The 18,160-nt window shown below is 67.7% G+C and carries 17 protein-coding genes; 6 read left to right on the top strand and 11 right to left on the bottom strand.

Features of this window, described 5'->3' with window-relative positions:
* Nucleotides 1-103: 103 nt before the first annotated feature.
* The 4 genes from pheT to A5784_RS23185 form a co-directional block, all read right to left on the bottom strand.
* Nucleotides 104-2,584 carry a phenylalanine--tRNA ligase subunit beta gene (gene pheT / locus A5784_RS23200; RefSeq protein ID WP_064947228.1) on the bottom strand — a complete coding sequence of 827 codons (2,481 nt, stop codon included), beginning with the start codon at nucleotides 2,582-2,584 and terminating at the stop codon, nucleotides 104-106.
* Complete coding sequence (gene pheS / locus A5784_RS23195; RefSeq protein ID WP_064947227.1) at nucleotides 2,584-3,624, bottom strand: phenylalanine--tRNA ligase subunit alpha; 1,041 nt, start codon at nucleotides 3,622-3,624, stop codon at nucleotides 2,584-2,586. The genes pheT and pheS overlap by 1 nt, the downstream gene beginning before the upstream one ends.
* A gap of 75 nt (nucleotides 3,625-3,699) precedes the next feature.
* Entirely contained in the window at nucleotides 3,700-5,820 is a 2,121-nt protein-coding gene (locus A5784_RS23190; RefSeq protein WP_064947226.1) for an RCC1 domain-containing protein, read from the bottom strand.
* Between the two features lie 58 nt (nucleotides 5,821-5,878).
* The gene (locus tag A5784_RS23185) at nucleotides 5,879-6,793 is read right to left on the bottom strand and encodes an adenylate/guanylate cyclase domain-containing protein (RefSeq protein ID WP_064947225.1); all 915 of its coding nucleotides are present in this window, start codon (nucleotides 6,791-6,793) and stop codon (nucleotides 5,879-5,881) included.
* Nucleotides 6,794-7,025: 232 nt separating this feature from the next.
* Between A5784_RS23185 and A5784_RS23180 the strand changes: the two genes are divergently transcribed.
* The gene (locus A5784_RS23180) at nucleotides 7,026-8,060 is read left to right on the top strand and encodes an oxygenase MpaB family protein (protein WP_064947224.1); all 1,035 of its coding nucleotides are present in this window, start codon (nucleotides 7,026-7,028) and stop codon (nucleotides 8,058-8,060) included.
* Between the two features lie 5 nt (nucleotides 8,061-8,065).
* Here the strand turns inward: A5784_RS23180 and A5784_RS23175 are convergent, their stop codons facing one another.
* The 3 genes from A5784_RS23175 to A5784_RS23165 are packed head-to-tail and all read right to left on the bottom strand — an operon-like array spanning nucleotide 8,066 to nucleotide 10,292.
* Nucleotides 8,066-8,470 (bottom strand): RidA family protein, encoded by a 405-nt coding sequence (locus A5784_RS23175; RefSeq protein ID WP_064947223.1) that lies wholly within the window; start codon nucleotides 8,468-8,470, stop codon nucleotides 8,066-8,068.
* Nucleotides 8,471-8,509: 39 nt separating this feature from the next.
* Complete coding sequence (locus A5784_RS23170) at nucleotides 8,510-9,259, bottom strand: IclR family transcriptional regulator (RefSeq protein WP_064947222.1); 750 nt, start codon at nucleotides 9,257-9,259, stop codon at nucleotides 8,510-8,512.
* A gap of 4 nt (nucleotides 9,260-9,263) precedes the next feature.
* On the bottom strand, nucleotides 9,264-10,292 hold the full coding sequence (locus A5784_RS23165; protein ID WP_064947221.1) for a sugar kinase: 1,029 nt from the start codon (nucleotides 10,290-10,292) through the stop codon (nucleotides 9,264-9,266).
* A 123-nt stretch (nucleotides 10,293-10,415) separates the two neighbouring features.
* Between A5784_RS23165 and A5784_RS23160 the strand changes: the two genes are divergently transcribed.
* Genes A5784_RS23160 through A5784_RS23145 form a run of 4 tightly spaced genes read left to right on the top strand, consistent with a single transcriptional unit; the run spans nucleotide 10,416 to nucleotide 15,363 of the window.
* Nucleotides 10,416-11,726 (top strand): amino acid deaminase, encoded by a 1,311-nt coding sequence (locus A5784_RS23160; protein WP_064947250.1) that lies wholly within the window; start codon nucleotides 10,416-10,418, stop codon nucleotides 11,724-11,726.
* Between the two features lie 5 nt (nucleotides 11,727-11,731).
* Complete coding sequence (locus A5784_RS23155; protein WP_064947220.1) at nucleotides 11,732-13,339, top strand: N-acyl-D-amino-acid deacylase family protein; 1,608 nt, start codon at nucleotides 11,732-11,734, stop codon at nucleotides 13,337-13,339.
* The gene (locus A5784_RS23150) at nucleotides 13,336-13,965 is read left to right on the top strand and encodes a bifunctional 4-hydroxy-2-oxoglutarate aldolase/2-dehydro-3-deoxy-phosphogluconate aldolase (RefSeq protein WP_064947219.1); all 630 of its coding nucleotides are present in this window, start codon (nucleotides 13,336-13,338) and stop codon (nucleotides 13,963-13,965) included. Before A5784_RS23155 ends, A5784_RS23150 begins: the two co-directional genes overlap by 4 nt.
* A gap of 6 nt (nucleotides 13,966-13,971) precedes the next feature.
* Nucleotides 13,972-15,363 carry a GntP family permease gene (locus A5784_RS23145; protein ID WP_064947218.1) on the top strand — a complete coding sequence of 464 codons (1,392 nt, stop codon included), beginning with the start codon at nucleotides 13,972-13,974 and terminating at the stop codon, nucleotides 15,361-15,363.
* A gap of 91 nt (nucleotides 15,364-15,454) precedes the next feature.
* On the opposite strand, the gene A5784_RS23140 is transcribed toward A5784_RS23145, so the two are convergent.
* From A5784_RS23140 to infC, 4 genes are read right to left on the bottom strand one after another with little or no spacing between them, the layout of a single operon-like run.
* On the bottom strand, nucleotides 15,455-16,240 hold the full coding sequence (locus A5784_RS23140; protein WP_064947217.1) for a TrmH family RNA methyltransferase: 786 nt from the start codon (nucleotides 16,238-16,240) through the stop codon (nucleotides 15,455-15,457).
* A 2-nt stretch (nucleotides 16,241-16,242) separates the two neighbouring features.
* On the bottom strand, nucleotides 16,243-16,632 hold the full coding sequence (gene rplT, locus A5784_RS23135) for a 50S ribosomal protein L20 (RefSeq protein WP_064947216.1): 390 nt from the start codon (nucleotides 16,630-16,632) through the stop codon (nucleotides 16,243-16,245).
* A 40-nt stretch (nucleotides 16,633-16,672) separates the two neighbouring features.
* Entirely contained in the window at nucleotides 16,673-16,867 is a 195-nt protein-coding gene (gene rpmI / locus A5784_RS23130; RefSeq protein ID WP_062830509.1) for a 50S ribosomal protein L35, read from the bottom strand.
* A gap of 23 nt (nucleotides 16,868-16,890) precedes the next feature.
* Nucleotides 16,891-17,490, bottom strand: a complete 600-nt coding sequence (gene infC, locus A5784_RS23125) for a translation initiation factor IF-3 (RefSeq protein ID WP_064947249.1) — start codon at nucleotides 17,488-17,490, stop codon at nucleotides 16,891-16,893.
* Nucleotides 17,491-17,743: 253 nt separating this feature from the next.
* Here infC and A5784_RS23120 point away from each other — a divergent pair, with 253 nt between their 5' ends.
* Nucleotides 17,744-18,130 (top strand): DUF1844 domain-containing protein, encoded by a 387-nt coding sequence (locus A5784_RS23120; RefSeq protein WP_064947215.1) that lies wholly within the window; start codon nucleotides 17,744-17,746, stop codon nucleotides 18,128-18,130.
* The last annotated feature ends 30 nt before the right edge of the window (nucleotides 18,131-18,160 follow it).

The raw sequence follows: 18,160 nt of genomic DNA, 5'->3' as shown, positions 1-18,160 counted from the left end.
CCGTTCGAGTGTGCGCACAGTCGGTACTTTCCACAGCGTGTTGCGCGCAAACACGCACCCTCGCGGTGCTGGGTCAGCAGACACGCACAGTCGCGGTGCTGGGTCAGCCGCGCAGGACGGCCCCGACCCGCTCGGCCGCGGCGGCGACGGCTGCGTCACGCGCGGCGCTGGCCTCGTCTTCGGTCAGCGTGCGATCGGCGGCCCGGAAGCGCAGGGCCAGGGTCAGGGACTTGCGCCCCTCCCCGATCTGCGGTCCGGTGTACACGTCGAACAGCTTGACGTCTTCGAGCAGCTCACCGGCCCCGTCACGAACAGCGGCCACCACGCTCGCCGCGGCGGTCTCGTCACCGACGATCACGCTGATGTCCTGGAACACCGCCGGGAACGGCGACACTTTCGGCGCGGGCAACGTCTCGACGATCGGGACGGCGTCCAGGTCCAACTCGACCGCGCAGGTGCCCTTGGGCAACCCGGTGCGCTCGACGACCGCCGGGTGCAGCTGACCGGCGTGCCCGACAACGGTTTCGCCGACGACCACCTCGGCGCAGCGACCGGGATGCCACGGCAGGTCCTGCGCCGCACGCAGCGTGAAGTCCACGCCGATCGCCCTGCCGATCACTCGCACGGCCTCGAAGGCGTCGGCCGCCTCGACCGGACGGCCGGGGCCCCACGGCCCGGCAGGCTCACGTAGGCCGGTCAACACCGCGGCGACGTGCTGCGGCTGGTGCGGCAACGAGGCGTCGAGGCCGGCGATCTCGTCGTCGGTGGGCCTGCGGTCGGTCGGGATGCGCTCGACGGGGCGGGTCTGTTCGGTCGGTTCCACCACCTGCGCGATGGCGAACAGCGCGACATCGGGCGTCCCACGGGATACGTTGCGCCCCAATGCTTCCAGCAAACCGGGCAGCAAGGTGGTGGCCAGCTGAGGCCGGTCGGCCTCCAGCGGGTTGAGCACCTTGGTGGTGTTGCGGCGGGGATCGTCGGCAGCCAGACCCCAGGCGTCGAACACCCCGGCGGGCAGGAACGGCGTCGGCAGGATCTCGACGAATCCGGCCAGCGCCAACGACTTTCCGACGGCACGACGACGCTTCTGGCCCGCCGTGAGCCCACGGCCGGCAGGCGCCGTCGGCAGCACCGACGGAATCCGCTCGAGGCCCTCGAGGCGCAGCACCTCCTCGACCAGGTCGGCACGCTGCCGCAGGTCCGGTCGCCAACTGGGCGGGGTGATAGTGAGCGACCCGGAACCGGTCACCTCAGCACCGATCTGCGTCAGGCGACGCGCCGTCGTGCCCGCGGCGTACTCGACCCCGGCGGTGCGGTCCGGCAGGTCCGCGGGGATCTCGATCGCCGGCTGCGACCAATCGGTCCGGCCGTCCTCACGCCAGTCGGTCAGCGTCGGCTCGATGGTCCCACCGGCGATCTCGGCGAGCAGGGTCGCGCACCGGTCCAGCGCCGCAACGGAAATCGCCGGGTCGACGGAACGCTCGTAGCGTCGTCCGGCCTCACTGGCCAGATGCAGGCGCCGCTGGGTGCGCGACACCGCAGCCGGGTCCCACACCGCGGCTTCAAGCAGTACGTCGGTGGTGGAGTCGCGGACCTCAGTGGTGCCCGCACCCATCACGCCGCCGATGGCAGCGGTGGCGACATCGTCGACGATGAGCACGTCGGCCGAGTTCAGCGTGCGCTCGACGTCGTCGAGCGTCACGACCTTCTCGCCGTCGCGGGCGAACCGGACGTCGAACCCGCCGGTGATCAGGCTGCGATCGTGGGCATGCATCGGATGGCCGAGCTCGAGCATGACGTAGTTGGTCACGTCGACGGCCGGCGAGATGGCCCGGATGCCGCTGAGCAGCAGGCGACGCTGCAGCCACCACGGCGACACCGCGGCCGGATCGATACCGGTGACCGGTCGCAGGCCGAACCGCTGCACGCCGGTGCCCGGCTGCACGGTCAGGGGCCACGCCTCACCCTCGGCGGGCAGCGGCGGGACATCGGCCGGGTCGACGTAGTCCAGGTCGTAGGCACAGGCGATCTCGCGGGCCAGGCCGCGCACCGACAGGCAGTAGCCGCGGTCCGGGGTGATCGCCAGATGGAACACCACGTCGTCAAGGCCGAGCAGCTCGGCGGCCGGAGTGCCCGGCTCGGCGGTGCCGGGCGGCAGCACGATGATGCCGTTGTGGTCGGTGCCGAGGTTGAGCTCGGCCGCCGAGCAGATCATGCCGTCCGACGTGCGCCCGTAGGTCTTGCGCTTGGCAATGGTGAAGTCGCCGGGCAGGGTGGTACCGGGCAGTGCCACGACCACCAGATCGCCGACCGCGAAATTCCTTGCCCCGCAGACGATTTCGCGGGGCTCAGCCTCACCAACATCGACCGTGCAGGCACGGATCGGCTTCTTGAACTCGGTGAGTTCCTCGATGGACGCGACGCGTCCGACGGTCAGCGGACCGCTCACCGGGCCGGTCGGGATGATCTCCTCGACCTCGTGGCCGATGCGGATGAAAGCCTGCTCGAGCTCCTCGGCCGACACGTCCCAACCCGGCGCACCGGCGCGGACCGTATCTCGCAACCAGCTGTAGGGAATACGCATCAGGCACCCACCCCGAACGGCAGCGAGAAGCGGACGTCGCCCTCGACCATGTCACGCATGTCCGGAATCCCGTTGCGGAACTGCAGGGTTCGCTCCAATCCCATTCCGAAGGCAAAGCCCGAATATTCGTCGGGGTCGATGCCGCAGGCGCGCAACACATTCGGGTTGACCATGCCGCAACCACCCCACTCCACCCAGCCGGGCCCGCCCTTCTTGTCGGGGAACCAGATGTCCACCTCGGCCGACGGCTCGGTGAACGGGAAGAAGTGCGGCCGGAACCGGGTGCGGCCCTCCGGACCGAACTGGGCCCGCGCGAACGCGTCGAGGGTGCCCCGCAGGTGGGCCATGGTCAGCCCCTTGTCCACCGCGAGTCCTTCCACCTGATGGAACACCGGGGTGTGGGTGGAATCCAGCTCGTCGGTGCGGAAGGTCCGGCCGATCGAGACGATGTAGACCGGCAGTTCGCGTTCCAGCAGCGCGCGGATCTGCACGGGTGATGTGTGGGTACGCAGCACCTGCCGCGATCCGTCAGGCGCGATCTGGAAGGTGTCCTGCTCGCTACGGGCGGGGTGATCCGGCGGGAAGTTCAGCGCGTCGAAGTTGAACTGCTCGGTCTCGACCTCGGGTCCCTCGGCCAACTCCCAGCCCATGGCGACGAACGTGTCGGCGACATTCTCGGCCAGGATTGTGATCGGGTGCCGGGCGCCCACAGGCTGACGCGTCGACGGCAGGGTGACGTCGATGCGCTCGGCCACCAGGACTGCCGCGTCACGCTCGGCGCGCAACACCGCCAAGCGCTCGTCGTAGGCGCGCTGCGCGTCGCCGCGAGCAACGTTGACCCGTTTGCCGGCGTCGGCGCGGTCTTCCTTGGGCAGCGTCGCCAACGCCTGCCGGGCCAGTGCGATCGGCGCCCGGTCCCCCAGGTGCTCGGTCTTGGCGCGCGCGAGCGCGTCGAGGTCACCGGCCTGATCGAATGCCTTCTGTGCCGCGCTTACCGCGTCGTCGAGCGCGGCGGCGGACAAATCCTTCTCGTCACCCACGCGGCGACTGCCTCCTTGATGTCTGCGGCACCGGTGTGACGCAAGTGCCGATCATATGTGATCGGTTTTTCGCCATCAGCTCCGCGCGAAGGCGACCCGCTGCGGTACCGAGCTGTTCTTCTGCGAACCGTCGCCCAGCTGGCCGTCGTCGCCGACGCCCCAGCAGTACGCGACCCCCGCCAGCCCGCAGGCAAAATTCCCTCCGACGGCGACCTGGGTCACGTCGGTAAGGCCGGTCACCCGCACCGGAGGCGAACTCCTGCCGCCGACCCCGTCGCCCAGCTGTCCGTTACCTCCGAAGCCCCAGCAGTAGGCAGCTCCGGCGACCACCGCGCAGCTCGACCCTCCGCCGGCGCTGATCTGAGTCGCCTGCGTCATTCCCGGCACGGCGATCGGGGTCGCCGACCGCGGGGTCTCGGCGCCGACGCCGATCTGCCCGGTGTCGTTGTTTCCCCAGCAGCTCACCACGCCGCTCGCCAGCGCGCAGACGTGATCGGTCCCGACGCTGACCTCGCTGACGTGGTCCAGGCCCGGCACGATCACCGGGCTGGGGTCCTCCGTGGTCGGATCCGATGACGCACCGAGATTCTGTCCCCAGCAGTACACCTGAGCACTGGCAACCGCGCAGGAGTGGCGGGCGCCGGTGGATAGCGACGTCACCGGGGCGGGTAGGCCCGCGACCGGCACGGGTGACATTTCGATCTCACTGTCTCTTCCGGTGCCCACCTGGCCGGATTGGTTGACGCCCCAGCAATAGACCTGCCCGCCGGCAAGCGCGCATGTGTGGTCATATCCGGCACTGATCTCGGTCACGCCGCTGAGCCCGGCCACCTCGACGGGTTTGGAACCGTCGGCGGTATTACCGGCTCCGAGCCGGCCGTCACTGTTGTAGCCCCAGCAATACGCCTTACCGTCAGCGACCGCGCATCGGTGGACGGCTCCAGCACTGATCGCCGTGACTCCCGTCAGGCTCGACACCTCGACCGGGGTCGGGCTGTTCTTGGTCGACCCGTCCCCCAGTTGCCCGTACTTGTTCTCGCCCCAGCAGAACGCCGATCCGCCGGCGACGGCACAACCGGCCGAGACCACGTTCGGCTCCAGGGGTCCGAGCGGCTTGGCCGGGGCGGACGAAGCAGACGAAGCGACGGACTCGGTGGTGCCGCCACGTCCCACCGTGAGCCCGACGGCTACCGCCACCACGACGGCCAGAACCGCACCGATCGCGGCGCCGATCACCCAGGGACGCCGCGTCTTCGGCGGCGTGGCCTGGGCAGGGCGCGGTGGTGCCAGCACAGTCGGATGCGCGGCGGTGTTGATCGATTCGGGCGCGGGCGGCACCGGTGCGCGGAGGGTTTTCGAACTCGACGCGCGAGAGGTCAGCACGGCCGCGGATAAGGCTTCAGCGAACTCGGTGCATGTCGCATACCTGCGTTCCGGATCCTTGGCCAACGCTCGAGCCAGTACCGGATCGAGCGGCGCCAACCCCGGATCGCCGGCCGAGACCGATCGCGGCTCGTCGAACAGGTGGGCCCGCATCAGTTCATGAGGTGTCGTTCCCACGAACGGCAGTGCGCCGCTCAACAGCCGGTAAGCGGTCATCGCCAGGGAGTACTGGTCCGCGGCAGGCCCGACCATCTCGCCTCGAAATGCCTCGGGGGCGCCAAATGACAGTGACCCGATGAACACCGAGGTGCCCGTGAGACCGGTCTGCTCGTCGAGGGCTTTGGCAATGCCGAAATCCAAGACCACCACGTCGTCGATGCCACCGGCGTCGGTTCGTGTGATGAGGATGTTTGCGGGCTTGACGTCCCTGTGCACTACGCCGCGACCGTGCGCGTAGTCCAGTGCCGCCGCAACCCGCGCGATGACGTGCGCTGCCTCCTCGCCGCCGAGACGCCCGGCGTCCTGCAGATCGACGCCGGGCAGGTAGTCCATCGTGAACCACGGTGTACCGTCCTCGATGCCGAAATCGTGGATCCCCACGATGCCGGGGTGACGCAGGGCCGCAGCCGAACGTGCCTCGCGGACAAAGCGTTCCCTCGCCGCAGGATCCGCCACGGCAGCCAATATCACCTTCAGCGCCTCACGGCGCATCAAGTGCGGGTGCTCGACGAGATACACGGTGCCCATGCCACCGACACCCAGAGTGGACAGCACCCGGTAGCCGGCGAACACCCCTCCCGGTTCGATCTCCACCCGCCGATCTCAACACATCCGTTGCCACGGAGCCGACATCAGTGCCTCGGCGGACGTGTCAGGTGCCGGGCACACCCTGGTCGTCGGGCTCGTCGACGAGCGTCTGCCGCGGCAGCCGCACGCGGTATATGACCAGGTCGTCGGGCACCCCGTCTGGTCGAGACGAAAAGACCTGCCACCGTTGCCGTTTGACGGTCAGGCCCTGCGCACTGAGCTCGTCGGCCGGAATCAGGTCGAGCGTGGTGTTGGACAGCATCAGGCCACCTTTGGTGGCGCGTTCCATGACGCGGGCCGTGACGTTGACATCAACACCGAGCCAGTCCGATCCGATGCGTTGCGGCCGCCCGGTGTGCATGCCGACCCGCATTCGCGGTGTATAGCCCTCCACCTCAACGGAATTCACCGCGTCGAGCGCGGTGACCACGGCTCGCAGCGCGACGACGGGGTTGGAGAACACCGCCATCATCCCGTCGCCCATGCGCTTGACGATGTGGCCGCCGGCTTCGAGCAACGGTGGTTCGACCACCTGGGCCACCCGGCGCAAGAGCCGCAGCGTCGCGTCGTCGCCGGCGCGCAGCGACCACGACGAGAAGCCGACAAGGTCGGTGAAGACCAACGTCACCTCGGGGTTTGCCGGGGTGCCAGACACCCGTTCGGTCAGCGCCTGCCATACCTGCAGGGCGCCCAGGCTCATCTCGCGGGAGGCCGCGTCGCGGTCCAGGAACCGGTCGGCCACCCGGGCCGCGGCACGTGGGCCGCCTTCGCCGGCTGCCGACAGCGGGTCCCCGAAGTCGGGGTCTCCCGGCAGTGCCCGGCGGACCCGGCGGACCAACCCGATCAGCGCCGGGTTGTGATTGGTCCGTTGTAGCCAGCCCAGAGGGCCGGACAGATCCTGAGCCGGTCCGGACCGACCCGGCACCTGATCGATTTCCCCGTTGCGGCCGGATCGTTCATCGAACGATTCGCCATCCACAGCGCAAGAGTATGTGGCGCTTCCGCGGACCGGCAATCACGCCGCGCGCCGCCTTGCTCACACTCCCACTCCTGCCGGTGACTGCGCAGGTCACACCCGTGCGGCGAGCCGATTTCCACCGCGTAACACTGCGCGGCGACGCGCGGCGCGTTCGTAGACAACGCATGTTGTCATCACTATCGTGGGTGGCAGACCGCACGGCCTGAGTCATTGACAAGTCAACGAGGACACGATGACCGCGAGAGCAGCGCACCCTGAGTCGGACCCGCTGGGCCCGGACTCGCTGACGTGGAAATACTTCGGCGACCTGCGCACCGGGATGCTCGGCGTGTGGATCGGCGCCATCCAGAACATGTACCCCGAGCTGGGCGCCGGTGTTGAGGAGCATTCGATTTTGCTGCGCGAACCGTTGCAGCGGATAGCACGGTCGGTGTACCCGATCATGGGCGTGGTCTACGACGGTGAGCGCGCCGCTCAGACCGGAGCACAGATCAAGGCCTTCCACACCACCATCAAGGGCGTCGACGCCCACGGCAGGCGCTATCACGCGCTGAACCCTGAGACGTTCTACTGGGCCCACGCCACGTTCTTCATGCTGATTCTCAAGACCGCCGAGTACTTCTGCGGCGGGCTCACCGAGGCCGAGAAACGTCAGCTGTTCGACGAGCACGTGCAGTGGTACCGCATGTACGGCATGAGCATGCGGCCGGTGCCCGACACCTGGGAGGACTTCCAGGAGTACTGGGACGCCAAGTGCCGAGACGAGCTCGAGATCAACCGGGCCACGCTCGACATCTTCAACATCCGGATTCCCAAACCCTGGTTCGTCCTGATGCCGACCCCGGTCTGGGATCAACTGTTCCGACCGTTGGTCGGGGCGCAGCGGTGGATCGCCGCCGGTCTGTTCGACCCGACGTTGCGCGAGAAGGCCGGGATGCGCTGGACTCCCGGTGACGAGGTGTTGCTCCGGATCTTCGGCAAGCTCGTCGAACTGGCCTTCGTGGCCGTGCCCGACGAGATCCGGCTGCATCCACGCGCGCTGTCGGCCTACCGGCGCGCGTCGGGCAAGATCCCGGCCGACGCTCCCCTGGTCGAGGCACCGAGCTTCATGGCGCCGCCACGGGAACGCCGCGGTATGCCGATGCACTATCTACCGCAGCGCAAGACGCTGTTGGACCGGGCGGGTTCGCTGGTGCACACGACGTTCTCACTGTCGGTGCTGCGGCCGGCAAAGAAGCCGGCCCAGCGCCGAACCAGCGCCGCCTAGTCGGATCAGCCGACGGCAGCGAGCGCGTCGATCTCGACCAGCATCACTTCGTGTGGCAGATCAACGAAAACCGTTGTCCGGCAGGGCAGCTGGTCGGACTTGACGTTCTCGGCGATGAATTCGCCGTAGACCTCGTTCATGGCCGCGAAGTCCTCGCGCTTGGTGAGGTAGACACGGAACATCAGGACGTCGTCGACCCCTGCGCCGCCCGCGGCCAGGATCGCCTTGACGTTTTCCAGGGTGCGACGGGTCTGCGCTTTCACGTCGCCCTCGCCGATGTAGGTGTTGGTCGCCGGGTCCATCGGGCCCTGGCCGGAAACCTGCAGCAGTCCGCCCTTGCGGATGCCCTGGCTGAAGGTGTGGGCGGGCGCCGGAGCGCCGTCGGTGCGGATGACCTGTGAGTCAGACATGGTGCTACCTCTCGTTTTTCGTGCTTCCCGGTGATGGGTTCATGAACGCGGCCGATAGCCGCAGTCGGCGGAGATCCGTTGGCATACGGCCTGCAGGGGCTCGAGCAGCTCGAGGAGCTGATCGAAGGGCAACACCACCTCGGGTACCGATACCGACACCGCGGCGACGACCTTGCCGGACGCGCCGCGAACGGGCACGCCGATGCAGTTGATCGACGGCTCGTTCTCCTCGCGATCCTGGGCCCAGCCTTGGGCGCGGACGGATTCGATCTCGCGCCAGTACTCCTCGGGGGTGGTGATGGTGTTGGCGGCACGCTTCGTGAAGTCCATGGCCGCCACGATCGGCCGTAGCTCGGCATCCGGAAGGTCAGCCAGGATCACCTTGGCCACCGCGGTGGAATTCAGGTTGGCGCTCAAGCCGATTCGTGAGTACATCCTGATAAGGTCGTGCGATTCGAGTTTGTCGATGTAGACGACACTGTCGCCTTCCATGGCGGCGACGTGCGTGGTGCGACCGTAGGTGCGGTTGAACTCGACGAGGTGCCGCGAGGCGATCTGCCGGATCTCGCGCTGGTCGGCGCCGTATTCGGCAAGCTCGAAGATCCGTGACCCGAGGTGGTAGCGGTTGTCGTGGTCGCGGAAGGCGAATCGCTCGTCGGCCAGGGTGCGCAGCAGCCGTAGCACGGTGGTCTTGTGCACGTCGGTGGCTGCGGCGAGTTCGTCCAGGGTGGCTGGACCACGGCCGAGATGGATCAGCAGGTGCAGTGCGCGGGCGAGGCTCTGGCTCACGTGATCAGACCTTGTCCTGCACCGAAATGCCCGATGTGGTGACGGTCGTGGCCGCCCATTGGCGTTCTGAGCAGGTGAGCAGTTGCCGGGCCAGGTCTTCCGGCGGCGGCGGGGCCGAGTCGGCGACCACGGTCAAGGTGACCGCCGCACCGAGGTGGCCGCGACGCAGGCAGGTGGCCGTATCCTCGCCGCGCACAACTCCGCTGAGAAAACCGGCGGCGAATGCGTCGCCGGCGCCGACCGGTTCGACCACCTCGACGTTCAACGCGGGGACGATGATCGTGGCGCCGGCACGGTCGACGGCGATGGCCCTGCTGGCACCGTCTTTGATGACCAGCGTGTCCGGTGCAGGCAGGATGTGGCGCAACGCAGCCGGGTCGGCGGTGCCCATGACCCGCAGCGCCTCGTCCGCACCGACCAGGACCAGATCGGCGCGGTTGGCCAGGTCGACCACCTGCGCGGGATCGCCGTCAGGCCATAGCTGTTCACGCCAGTTCACGTCGAAACTCATCTGCCCGGTGATGCCGGGCCGGTCGGTCAGCAGCCGACGCATCATCGCCAGGCAGGTATCGGAAAGGGCCGCCGTGATGCCGCTGCAGTGCACCACCGACGCGCGCGCGAAGGCCGCCGCCAGGGCAGGCGCATCGAGGAACGCCGGCGTCATCGCCGACGCAGCCGAACCGGATCTGGTGTAACGGCTGACAGTTTGCGGCTCGCCGGTCTCGTCGGGGGCGGTGACCTTCGAGTAGTGCCCCGTGGGCCGGGTCAGGTCGATCTCGACGGCGGACACGTCGACCCCGCGGGCGATCAGCTCGGATCGGATCAAGGCGCCGAAATCATCGTCGCCGAGGCGGCCGACGAAGGCGGCGGGGATGCCCCAGGCGACGAGGCCGGCCGCCACGTTGGCTTCCGCGCCAGCCAGGTGCAGTCCAGCGTGAGTACCGGCCAGGTGCGGATCCGCATCAGATGTCAGCACCAGCGGCTCACCGAGGCATGCGACACCCCGGACGGGGTTTGTGGTCGGTTGCTGCACAGCCGTCCTTCGGTGGGTAGAGGATTGACGCGGCGTCGGCGCCATGTTAAACATGTCACACCAAAATTTGCAACTCTGATTGCACTATATGCAACATAGCAGGTAGATGCGGGGGAAATGACGATGACGACGCGCAGCGAGCCGACGCTGGACGCCCAGGCAGTGCAGGCCATGGCGGCCGAGCGGCTGTCTCTACTGGATAAGGCGCTGCCCGCTACGGCGGCTGGTCTCACCACCGCCGAATTCCTGGCGACCGGGCCACGACTGTCGTCGTTCATGACACCGGTGATGACGCTCGACGATTCGGCCCTTGAGGCGAATGTGGCCGCCATGGCGCAGTGGTGCGCCGACCGCGGTGTCGAACTGGCGCCGCACGGCAAGACCACCATGTCGCCGGTTCTGTGGGACCGGCAGGTACGCAGCGGCGCATGGGGAGTCACGTTGGCCACGGCCAGCCAGGTGCGCGTGGGCGTGCATTTCGGCGTGCGGCGCATCCAGCTGGCCAACGCCCTGGTGGATCCGGGTGCACTGCGGTGGCTGGCCCAGGCGATGACCGAGCACGCCGAGCTGGAGGTGCTCACCTGGGCCGACTCCCCCGGCACTGTCGACGCGATGGAGCGCGCGCTCACCGACGTGCCCGTCCCCCGGCCCATCCCGGTACTCGTCGAACTGGGCGCGGCAGGCGGACGAACCGGAGCACGCACGGTCGAGGAAGCGACGGCGGTCGCCAAGCGGATTGCCGCAAGCCCCGTGCTGCGGGTGGCAGGCGTGTCCGGTTACGAGGGCGCGCTGGCACACGACTCGTCGCCGCAATCATTGGCACGGGTGCGCGCGTACCTGCAGGACATCGCGGCCCTGCACAACCGGATCGAGTCCGCCGGACACTACCCATCCGACGGTGACGTGTACGTGACCGCAGGCGGCAGCGCGTATTTCGACGTTGTCGCCGAGATCCTGGCGCCGCTGGCCGGTGGCCGGACCCATGTGGTGGTCCGCGCCGGAGCCGCGATCATCCACGACGACGGGTTCTATACCGGGATAACACCATTCGCGCGCGACCCGGAACACCACTACCAGCTGCGGTCGGCGATGCACACGTGGGCCCGCGTGGTGTCGCGACCGGAACCCGGTCTGGCACTCCTCGACGCCGGCAAACGCGACGTCCCCTTCGATGAGGGGCTGCCGATCCCACAGCTCGTCGCCCCAGATCTCGGCGCTCCGGCCCGCCCGCTCACCGATGCGACGATCACCGCGGTCAACGATCAGCATGCGTTCCTGCGCATCCCCCCGGACTCCGATCTGCGCATCGGTGATGTTGTGCGGCTAGGACTTTCGCACCCGTGCACGGCATTCGACAAGTGGCGCTGGATCCCGGTGCTGGCCGGCGACGGCGACGATCCGCCCGTCGTCGACCTCATCCGCACCTACTTCTGAATCCGATGCGCACCCTCATCCGCGCGGCCACCGTCGTCGATGGCACTGAGACACCGCGGTATACGGCCGATGTGCTCATCAACGACGACCGCATCGCCGAGATCCATCGGGATGGTCATGACCCAGGTGCCGCGGATCGGGTGATCGATGCGGCCGGGTTGGTCCTCGCGCCCGGATTCATTGACATGCACGCCCATTCGGATCTGCAGATTCTGTTGAATCCGACGCACCCGTCCCGGATCACCCAGGGCGTGACCACCGAGGTGCTCGGGCAGGACGGGCTGTCCTACGCGCCGGTCACGTCGGAGGTACTGGCCGTCGTCCGGCGCAAGATCGCCGGCTGGAACTCCGATCCGGCCGATTTCGACTTCACCTGGCGTTCGGTCGGCGAGTATCTCGACCGGCTCGATCACGGAATCGCCACCAACGCTGCCTATCTCGTCCCCCACGGCGTGGTGCGCGCCCTCGCCGTCGGCTGGGACGACACGCCGGCGTCGGACGCTCAGATCGCCGACATGCAGCGCATCGTGGGTCAGGCGATGACCGAGGGCGCTGTCGGCCTGTCCCTGGGCCTGACCTACACCCCGGGCATGTACGCCGACAACGCCGAACTGCTGGCACTGTGCCGCACGGTGGCCTCCCACGGCGGGTACTTCTCCCCCCACCACCGCTCCTACGGTGCGAGTGCCCTGCAGGCCTATGCGGAGATGATCGATCTCGCCATCCGGTCAGGGTGCGCTCTGCATCTCGCGCACGCCACCTTGAACTTCGGCCCGAACAAGGGCCGCGCGCCGGAGTTGCTCGCGATGCTCGACGCCGCAGCCGCCGCGGGCGCCGACATCAGCCTGGACACCTACCCGTATCTGCCCGGGGCCACCACGTTGTCGGCGATCCTGCCGAGCTGGGCATCGGCGGGCAGCACCGAGGACACGCTGACCCGGTTGACCGATCCTGCTGTGCTGGCACGCATACGCGAGCATCTGGAGGTCACCGGATCGGACGGGTGTCACGGGGTGACCGCAGAGTGGGACACCATCGAAATCAGTGGGGTACAGAACTCGTCGTTGAATCACTATGTGGGACAGACGATTGCGGGCATCGCCGCGGCGGAAGGCCGCGAGCCGTTCGACGTGTGCATCGACATTCTGCTCCGGGACCAACTCGGCAGTGGAATCCTGCAACACGTCGGACACGAGGAGAACGTACAAACCATCATGCGAGATCGGCGGCACACCGGTGGCAGCGACGGGCTGCTGATCGGCGCGAAACCGCACCCCCGCGGATGGGGCACCTTCGCGCGTTATCTCGGCCACTACTGCCGCGATCTCGGGCTGATGTCGCTGGAGGAGTGCATCGGCCACCTCAGTGGCCGGCCTGCGCGTCGGCTGCGGTTGGTGGAGCGGGGTCTCATCCGCGAGGGCTTGGCCGCGGACCTGGTGCTGTTCAACCCCGACACCGTCGCCGACACCGCGACTTACGACCAGCCGCGGCAGGCCGCCGCGGGATTCACCCATGTGTTCGTGCGGGGCCAATTGGCGCTCGACGACGGTGAACTCACCGGTGCGATGGCAGGGCGATCGCTGCGCCGCTACCCAGACGGAGGAACTCGATGACCGAACTCGATGCGCTCAGGGCCGACCGGGTGCTGACCGTGGTGCGCGCCGACACCATCCCCGACGCCGCCGACCTGTGCCATGCGCTCGCCGCCGGCGGCATCCGCACCGTCGAATTGACCTTCACCACACCGAATGTGCTCGACCACATCAAAGGCTGTGCCGACGCGGTAGCGCGAGCGGGCATCCTGCTGGGTGTGGGCACGGTGATGAACGCCGAGCAGGCCGCGGCGGCGATCGACGCCGGAGCCGCGTTCCTGGTGACGCCCGGGCTTCGCCCCGCTGTCGCGGAGGTGGCGGTGGCCAACGGGATCCCGGTGTTCCTCGGTGCACTCACCCCGAGCGAAGTGGCGCACGCCGTCGACCTCGGTTCCACGGCGGTGAAGATCTTCCCCGCCAGCAGCATGGGGCCGAAGTATCTGTCCGATCTTCACGGCCCGTACCCCGACGTCGATCTGGTGCCGTCGGGCGGGATCAATGCCGACAACGCGCGGTCCTATCTCGATGCGGGTGCGTTGGCGGTGACTGCCGGAACCGGCGTCGTGCCACCCGCCGAGGTCGCGGCTGGCAATTGGGCCGAAATCACCAGCCGGGCGGCGAGTTTCGTCGCAGCGATGGGCAAGTAGGTCGCCATGAGCACCATGGTGCACTGGCTGCAGCACGACACCTCCGGACTGCTGACCCTGGCTGCCGTCTCCATCGCGCTGCTGCTGGTGTTGATCATCAAGCTCAAGCTGGAACCGTTCATCGCCCTGATCGTGGTGAGCATCGCGGTCGCGCTGGTCGCCGGAATCTCGGTGGCCGATCTGGTCGGCACGCCCGCCAAATCCGGGGATTCGCTGCTGGAGAAGGGTTTCGGCAGCATCCTCGGCCACATCACGGTGATCATCGGGCTGGGCACCGTCCTGGGCGCCATGCTGGAACGCTCGGGCGGCGCCGACGTGCTGACCACCCGGCTGCTGAACCTATTCGGCCCCAAGGGCGCTCCGCTGGCGATGGGTGTCACCGGCCTGGTTCTGGGCATCCCGATCTTCTTCGACATCGGCATCTTCATCCTCGCCCCGTTGGTGTACGTGGCGGCCAAGCGCGGTGGAAAGTCGTTGGTGCTCTACGCGATGCCGATGCTGGCGGGCCTGTCGATGACGCATGCGTTCCTGCCGCCGCACCCCGGTCCGGTCGCCGCCGCCGGACTGCTGCACGTAAGCCTCGGTTGGCTCATCATCATGGGGCTGGCCTGCGGTATCCCGGCGTGGTTCGTCAGCGGTGTGGTGTGGGGTTCATGGATCGGCAAGCGCGTCCAGGTCGAGGTGCCCGACGAATTGATCCCGGAAGAGGACGAGGCCGATACCGCCAATCCGCCGTCGGTCGGCCTGATCGCGTTCATCATTCTCGCGCCGATGCTCATGATCCTGGCGGCGACCGTCTCGGACGTGGTTCTCAAAGAGGGTCGGCTGCGGTCGACCCTCACCCTGATCGGCACCCCGGCCATCGCGCTGACCATCGCGGTGCTGCTGGCGTTGTATCTGCTGGGAATCCGGCGGGGCATCTCAGCGCCGGAGATAGCCAAGATCAGCGCGGCGTCGCTGCGTCCCGTCGGGATGATCCTGCTCGTCGTCGGTGCCGGCTCGTTCTTCGGGGCGGTGTTGCGTGCCACCGGGATCGGCAAGGCGCTGGCCGACTCGATGACCGAAGTAGGACTGCCCGTGATCCTGTCGGCCTATCTGATCAGTTGCGCGCTGCGGATCGCGCAGGGCTCGGCGACCGTGGCGATCGTCACCACTGCGGGCATCATCGAGACCTCCATCAGCGCAGGGCATTACAGTCCCGCCCAGATCGCACTGATCGTGGTGGCGGTGTCCGCAGGCTCGATCATCGCCAGCCACGTCAACGACGGCGGGTTCTGGATCGTGTCGCGCTACTTCAACATGTCGGTCAAGGACACGCTGAAAACCTGGACGGTGCTTGAGACCATCCTGTCGGTCGTGGGTTTCGCGGCCGCCGGGCTGATCTGGCTGGCCATCTGACCCGCGAGCAGACACCTGGGTCCCGGAACTTCGGCGTGTCGCGGACTTTCATGTCTGCTCGCGCTAGGGATCGCGCACTAGGAATCGCGCGCTAGGAGCGGGCCGCTCGCGCGCTTTGATACAGACAGATCGAGGCGGCTGAAGCGATGTTGAGGCTTTCCGCGTTGCCGGGCATCGGAATGTGCACGCGGTGATCCGCCATGACCGCCAATTCCGTTGGCAACCCGTGTGCTTCGGGCCCGAACAGCCAGGCGGTGGGCGCAGCCAGAGCGCGCTCGAAATCTGGGGCGGAGAGGCTGACCTCGCCGTCGATCGTGGTAGCGAGCACCTGCAGGCCCCCGTCGTGCAACCGCGCCACTGTCGCCGTCGCGTCGGTTTCGCTGAGCACGGGAATCGAGAAGATGCTGCCTGCCGACGCCCGCAGACACTTGCTGTTGTAAGGGTCGACGGCGTTGCCTGCCAGGATCACCGCGTCGGCGCCCATCGCGTCGGCGACGCGGATCAGGGTGCCGGCGTTGCCGGGCTCGGAGAGTTCGACAGCGACCGCGATCAGGCGCGGTGCGGCAGCGAGCACGTCGTCGAGCGAGACGTCCGGGAGCCGGCAGACCGCCACGAGACCGACCGGGGTGACAGTGTCGGACAACGCTTTTGCCGCACGTTCTGTCACCTCGTACACCGGGGCATCGGCGAGCAGACCCCCGAACCGGTCGAGCGCCGCCGCCGTGGCGAACACCTCGGAGACAAGTCCGCGCCGCAACGCTGACTCGACGAGGTTGGGACCTTCGGCGAGAAAGCGTGCGGCGCGGCGACGTGCGACGGCGCGGTGCAGCTTTACGGCTGCGGCGACGCGATCAGCTCGCTCGGTGAGCGGACTGATGGTCAGGCGGCCTCACCCGAAGGAGCGTTGACGTCCTCAGGCAGAGCGGCCTTGGCCACCTCGACCAGCGCGGCGAACGCAGCCGGGTCGCTGACGGCGATCTCGGCGAGGTTCTTGCGGTCCACCTCGACACCGGCGGCCTTGAGGCCCTGGATCAGGCGGTTGTAGGTGATGTCGTTGGCGCGGGCCGCGGCGTTGATGCGGGAGATCCACAGCTTGCGGAACTCGCCCTTGCGGGCGCGACGGTCCCGGTAGGCGTAGGTCAGCGAATGCAGCTGCTGCTCTTTGGCTTTGCGGTACAGGCGGGACCGCTGGCCCCGGTAGCCCTTGGAGGCCTTGAGGACTGTGCGCCGCTTCTTCTGGGCGTTGAGTGCGCGCTTCACGCGTGCCATGGGGTGTTCCTATTCTCGTTCGGTACGGGTGAGGGCGGTCTTAGCCGTTGAGCAGCTTGTTGATACGACCGGTGTCGTTGGCGGCCACGACGGTACGACCGTCAAGCCGGCGGGTGCGCTTGCTCGGCTTGTGCTCGAGCAGGTGGCGACGGTTCGCCTTCTGCCGCACGATCTTGCCGGTACCGGTCTTGCGGAACCGCTTGGAGGCACCGCTGTGGGTCTTCGCCTTGGGCATGAGTCCTCAGTTCTGTGTTGGATCTAATTCGGTGAAACGTCTGGTTCTTCGGGTGTGGCCTGCGGCCCGCCGGGGCGCTCGGCCTGCTCCGCTGCCTTGGCACGAGTCTTCGCGCCGCGGTGCGGGGCCAGCACCATCGTCATGTTGCGGCCGTCCTGCTTGGCGGACGTCTCGACGAAGCCGTACTCGGCCACGTCGGCGCCCAGCCGCTGCAACAGGCGGTATCCCAGTTCGGGCCGCGACTGCTCACGTCCGCGGAACATGATGGTCACCTTGACCTTCGACCCGGCTTCGAGGAAGCGGACCACATGGCCCTTCTTCGTCTCGTAGTCGTGGTCGTCGATCTTGGGACGCAGCTTCTGTTCCTTGACGACGGTCTGCTGCTGGTTCTTGCGAGACTCGCGCTCCTTCAGAGCCGTCTCGTACTTGTACTTGCCGTAGTCCATGATCTTGCAGACCGGAGGTCTGGCGTTCGGGGCTACTTCCACAAGGTCGAGATCGGCATCCGCGGCGACGCGGAGGGCGTCTTCGATGCGCACAATGCCTACCTGCTCACCACCTGGTCCAATCAGGCGGACTTCGGGTACGCGGATGCGCTCGTTGACGCGGGTCTCAGTGCTGATGGGGCCTCCTATGTTGTCCACTTCAGGAGCCCACGCCACCAGCGCTCAAAAGAGCGAAAGCCCTGCTCATAGCAGGGCCCATGCCGACCGATCACGGTTTTCACCGCCCGCGCCCCAATACTGAAGCACAAAACCGGCATCCTAGGATGCTGGTGACCGGACCGTTGAACCAGTGTGGCCAACGGTGGGAGTGGGACTCCACTTACTGTCCCTGGCGTACGCCGGGACGGTCGCGCATGACACTCTACCAGGTATGACCGATCCGACAGTAACGCCCGACGCAGCGCACGATCAGGGCTCAGGTGATCTGACCGGCTCCGCCGTTCGTGACCTCGCTGAGGTCCCGGCGGTGGAAGTGATCACCCGCGCGGCGATCATGCTGATGAGCGCAGCTGCCGAGAAGATCGGGTTGTCCGCGCCCGATCCCGACGAGAGCCCATACCGCGACCTCGACGAAGCCCGCCGGTTGATCACCGCGCTGGCCGGTCTGGTGACGGCCTCGGCCGAGTACCTCGGGCCGCACGCCGGCCCGGTCCGCGACGGACTCAAGAGCCTACAACTGGCGTTCCGCGAAGCCAGCGCGGCGCCGGACGAACCGGGCAAAGGCCCCGGTGAGAAGTACACGGGTCCGGTCTGGTGAACGACGACGCCGGTCCGGTGCGGTCGGTGT

This window comes from Mycobacterium sp. 852013-50091_SCH5140682, from assembly GCF_001665685.1.
In the GTDB taxonomy this organism is placed as follows: domain Bacteria; phylum Actinomycetota; class Actinomycetes; order Mycobacteriales; family Mycobacteriaceae; genus Mycobacterium.
Note: the sequence above shows the minus strand (reverse complement) of the source record. Positions and strands in the feature narration are given on the sequence as shown.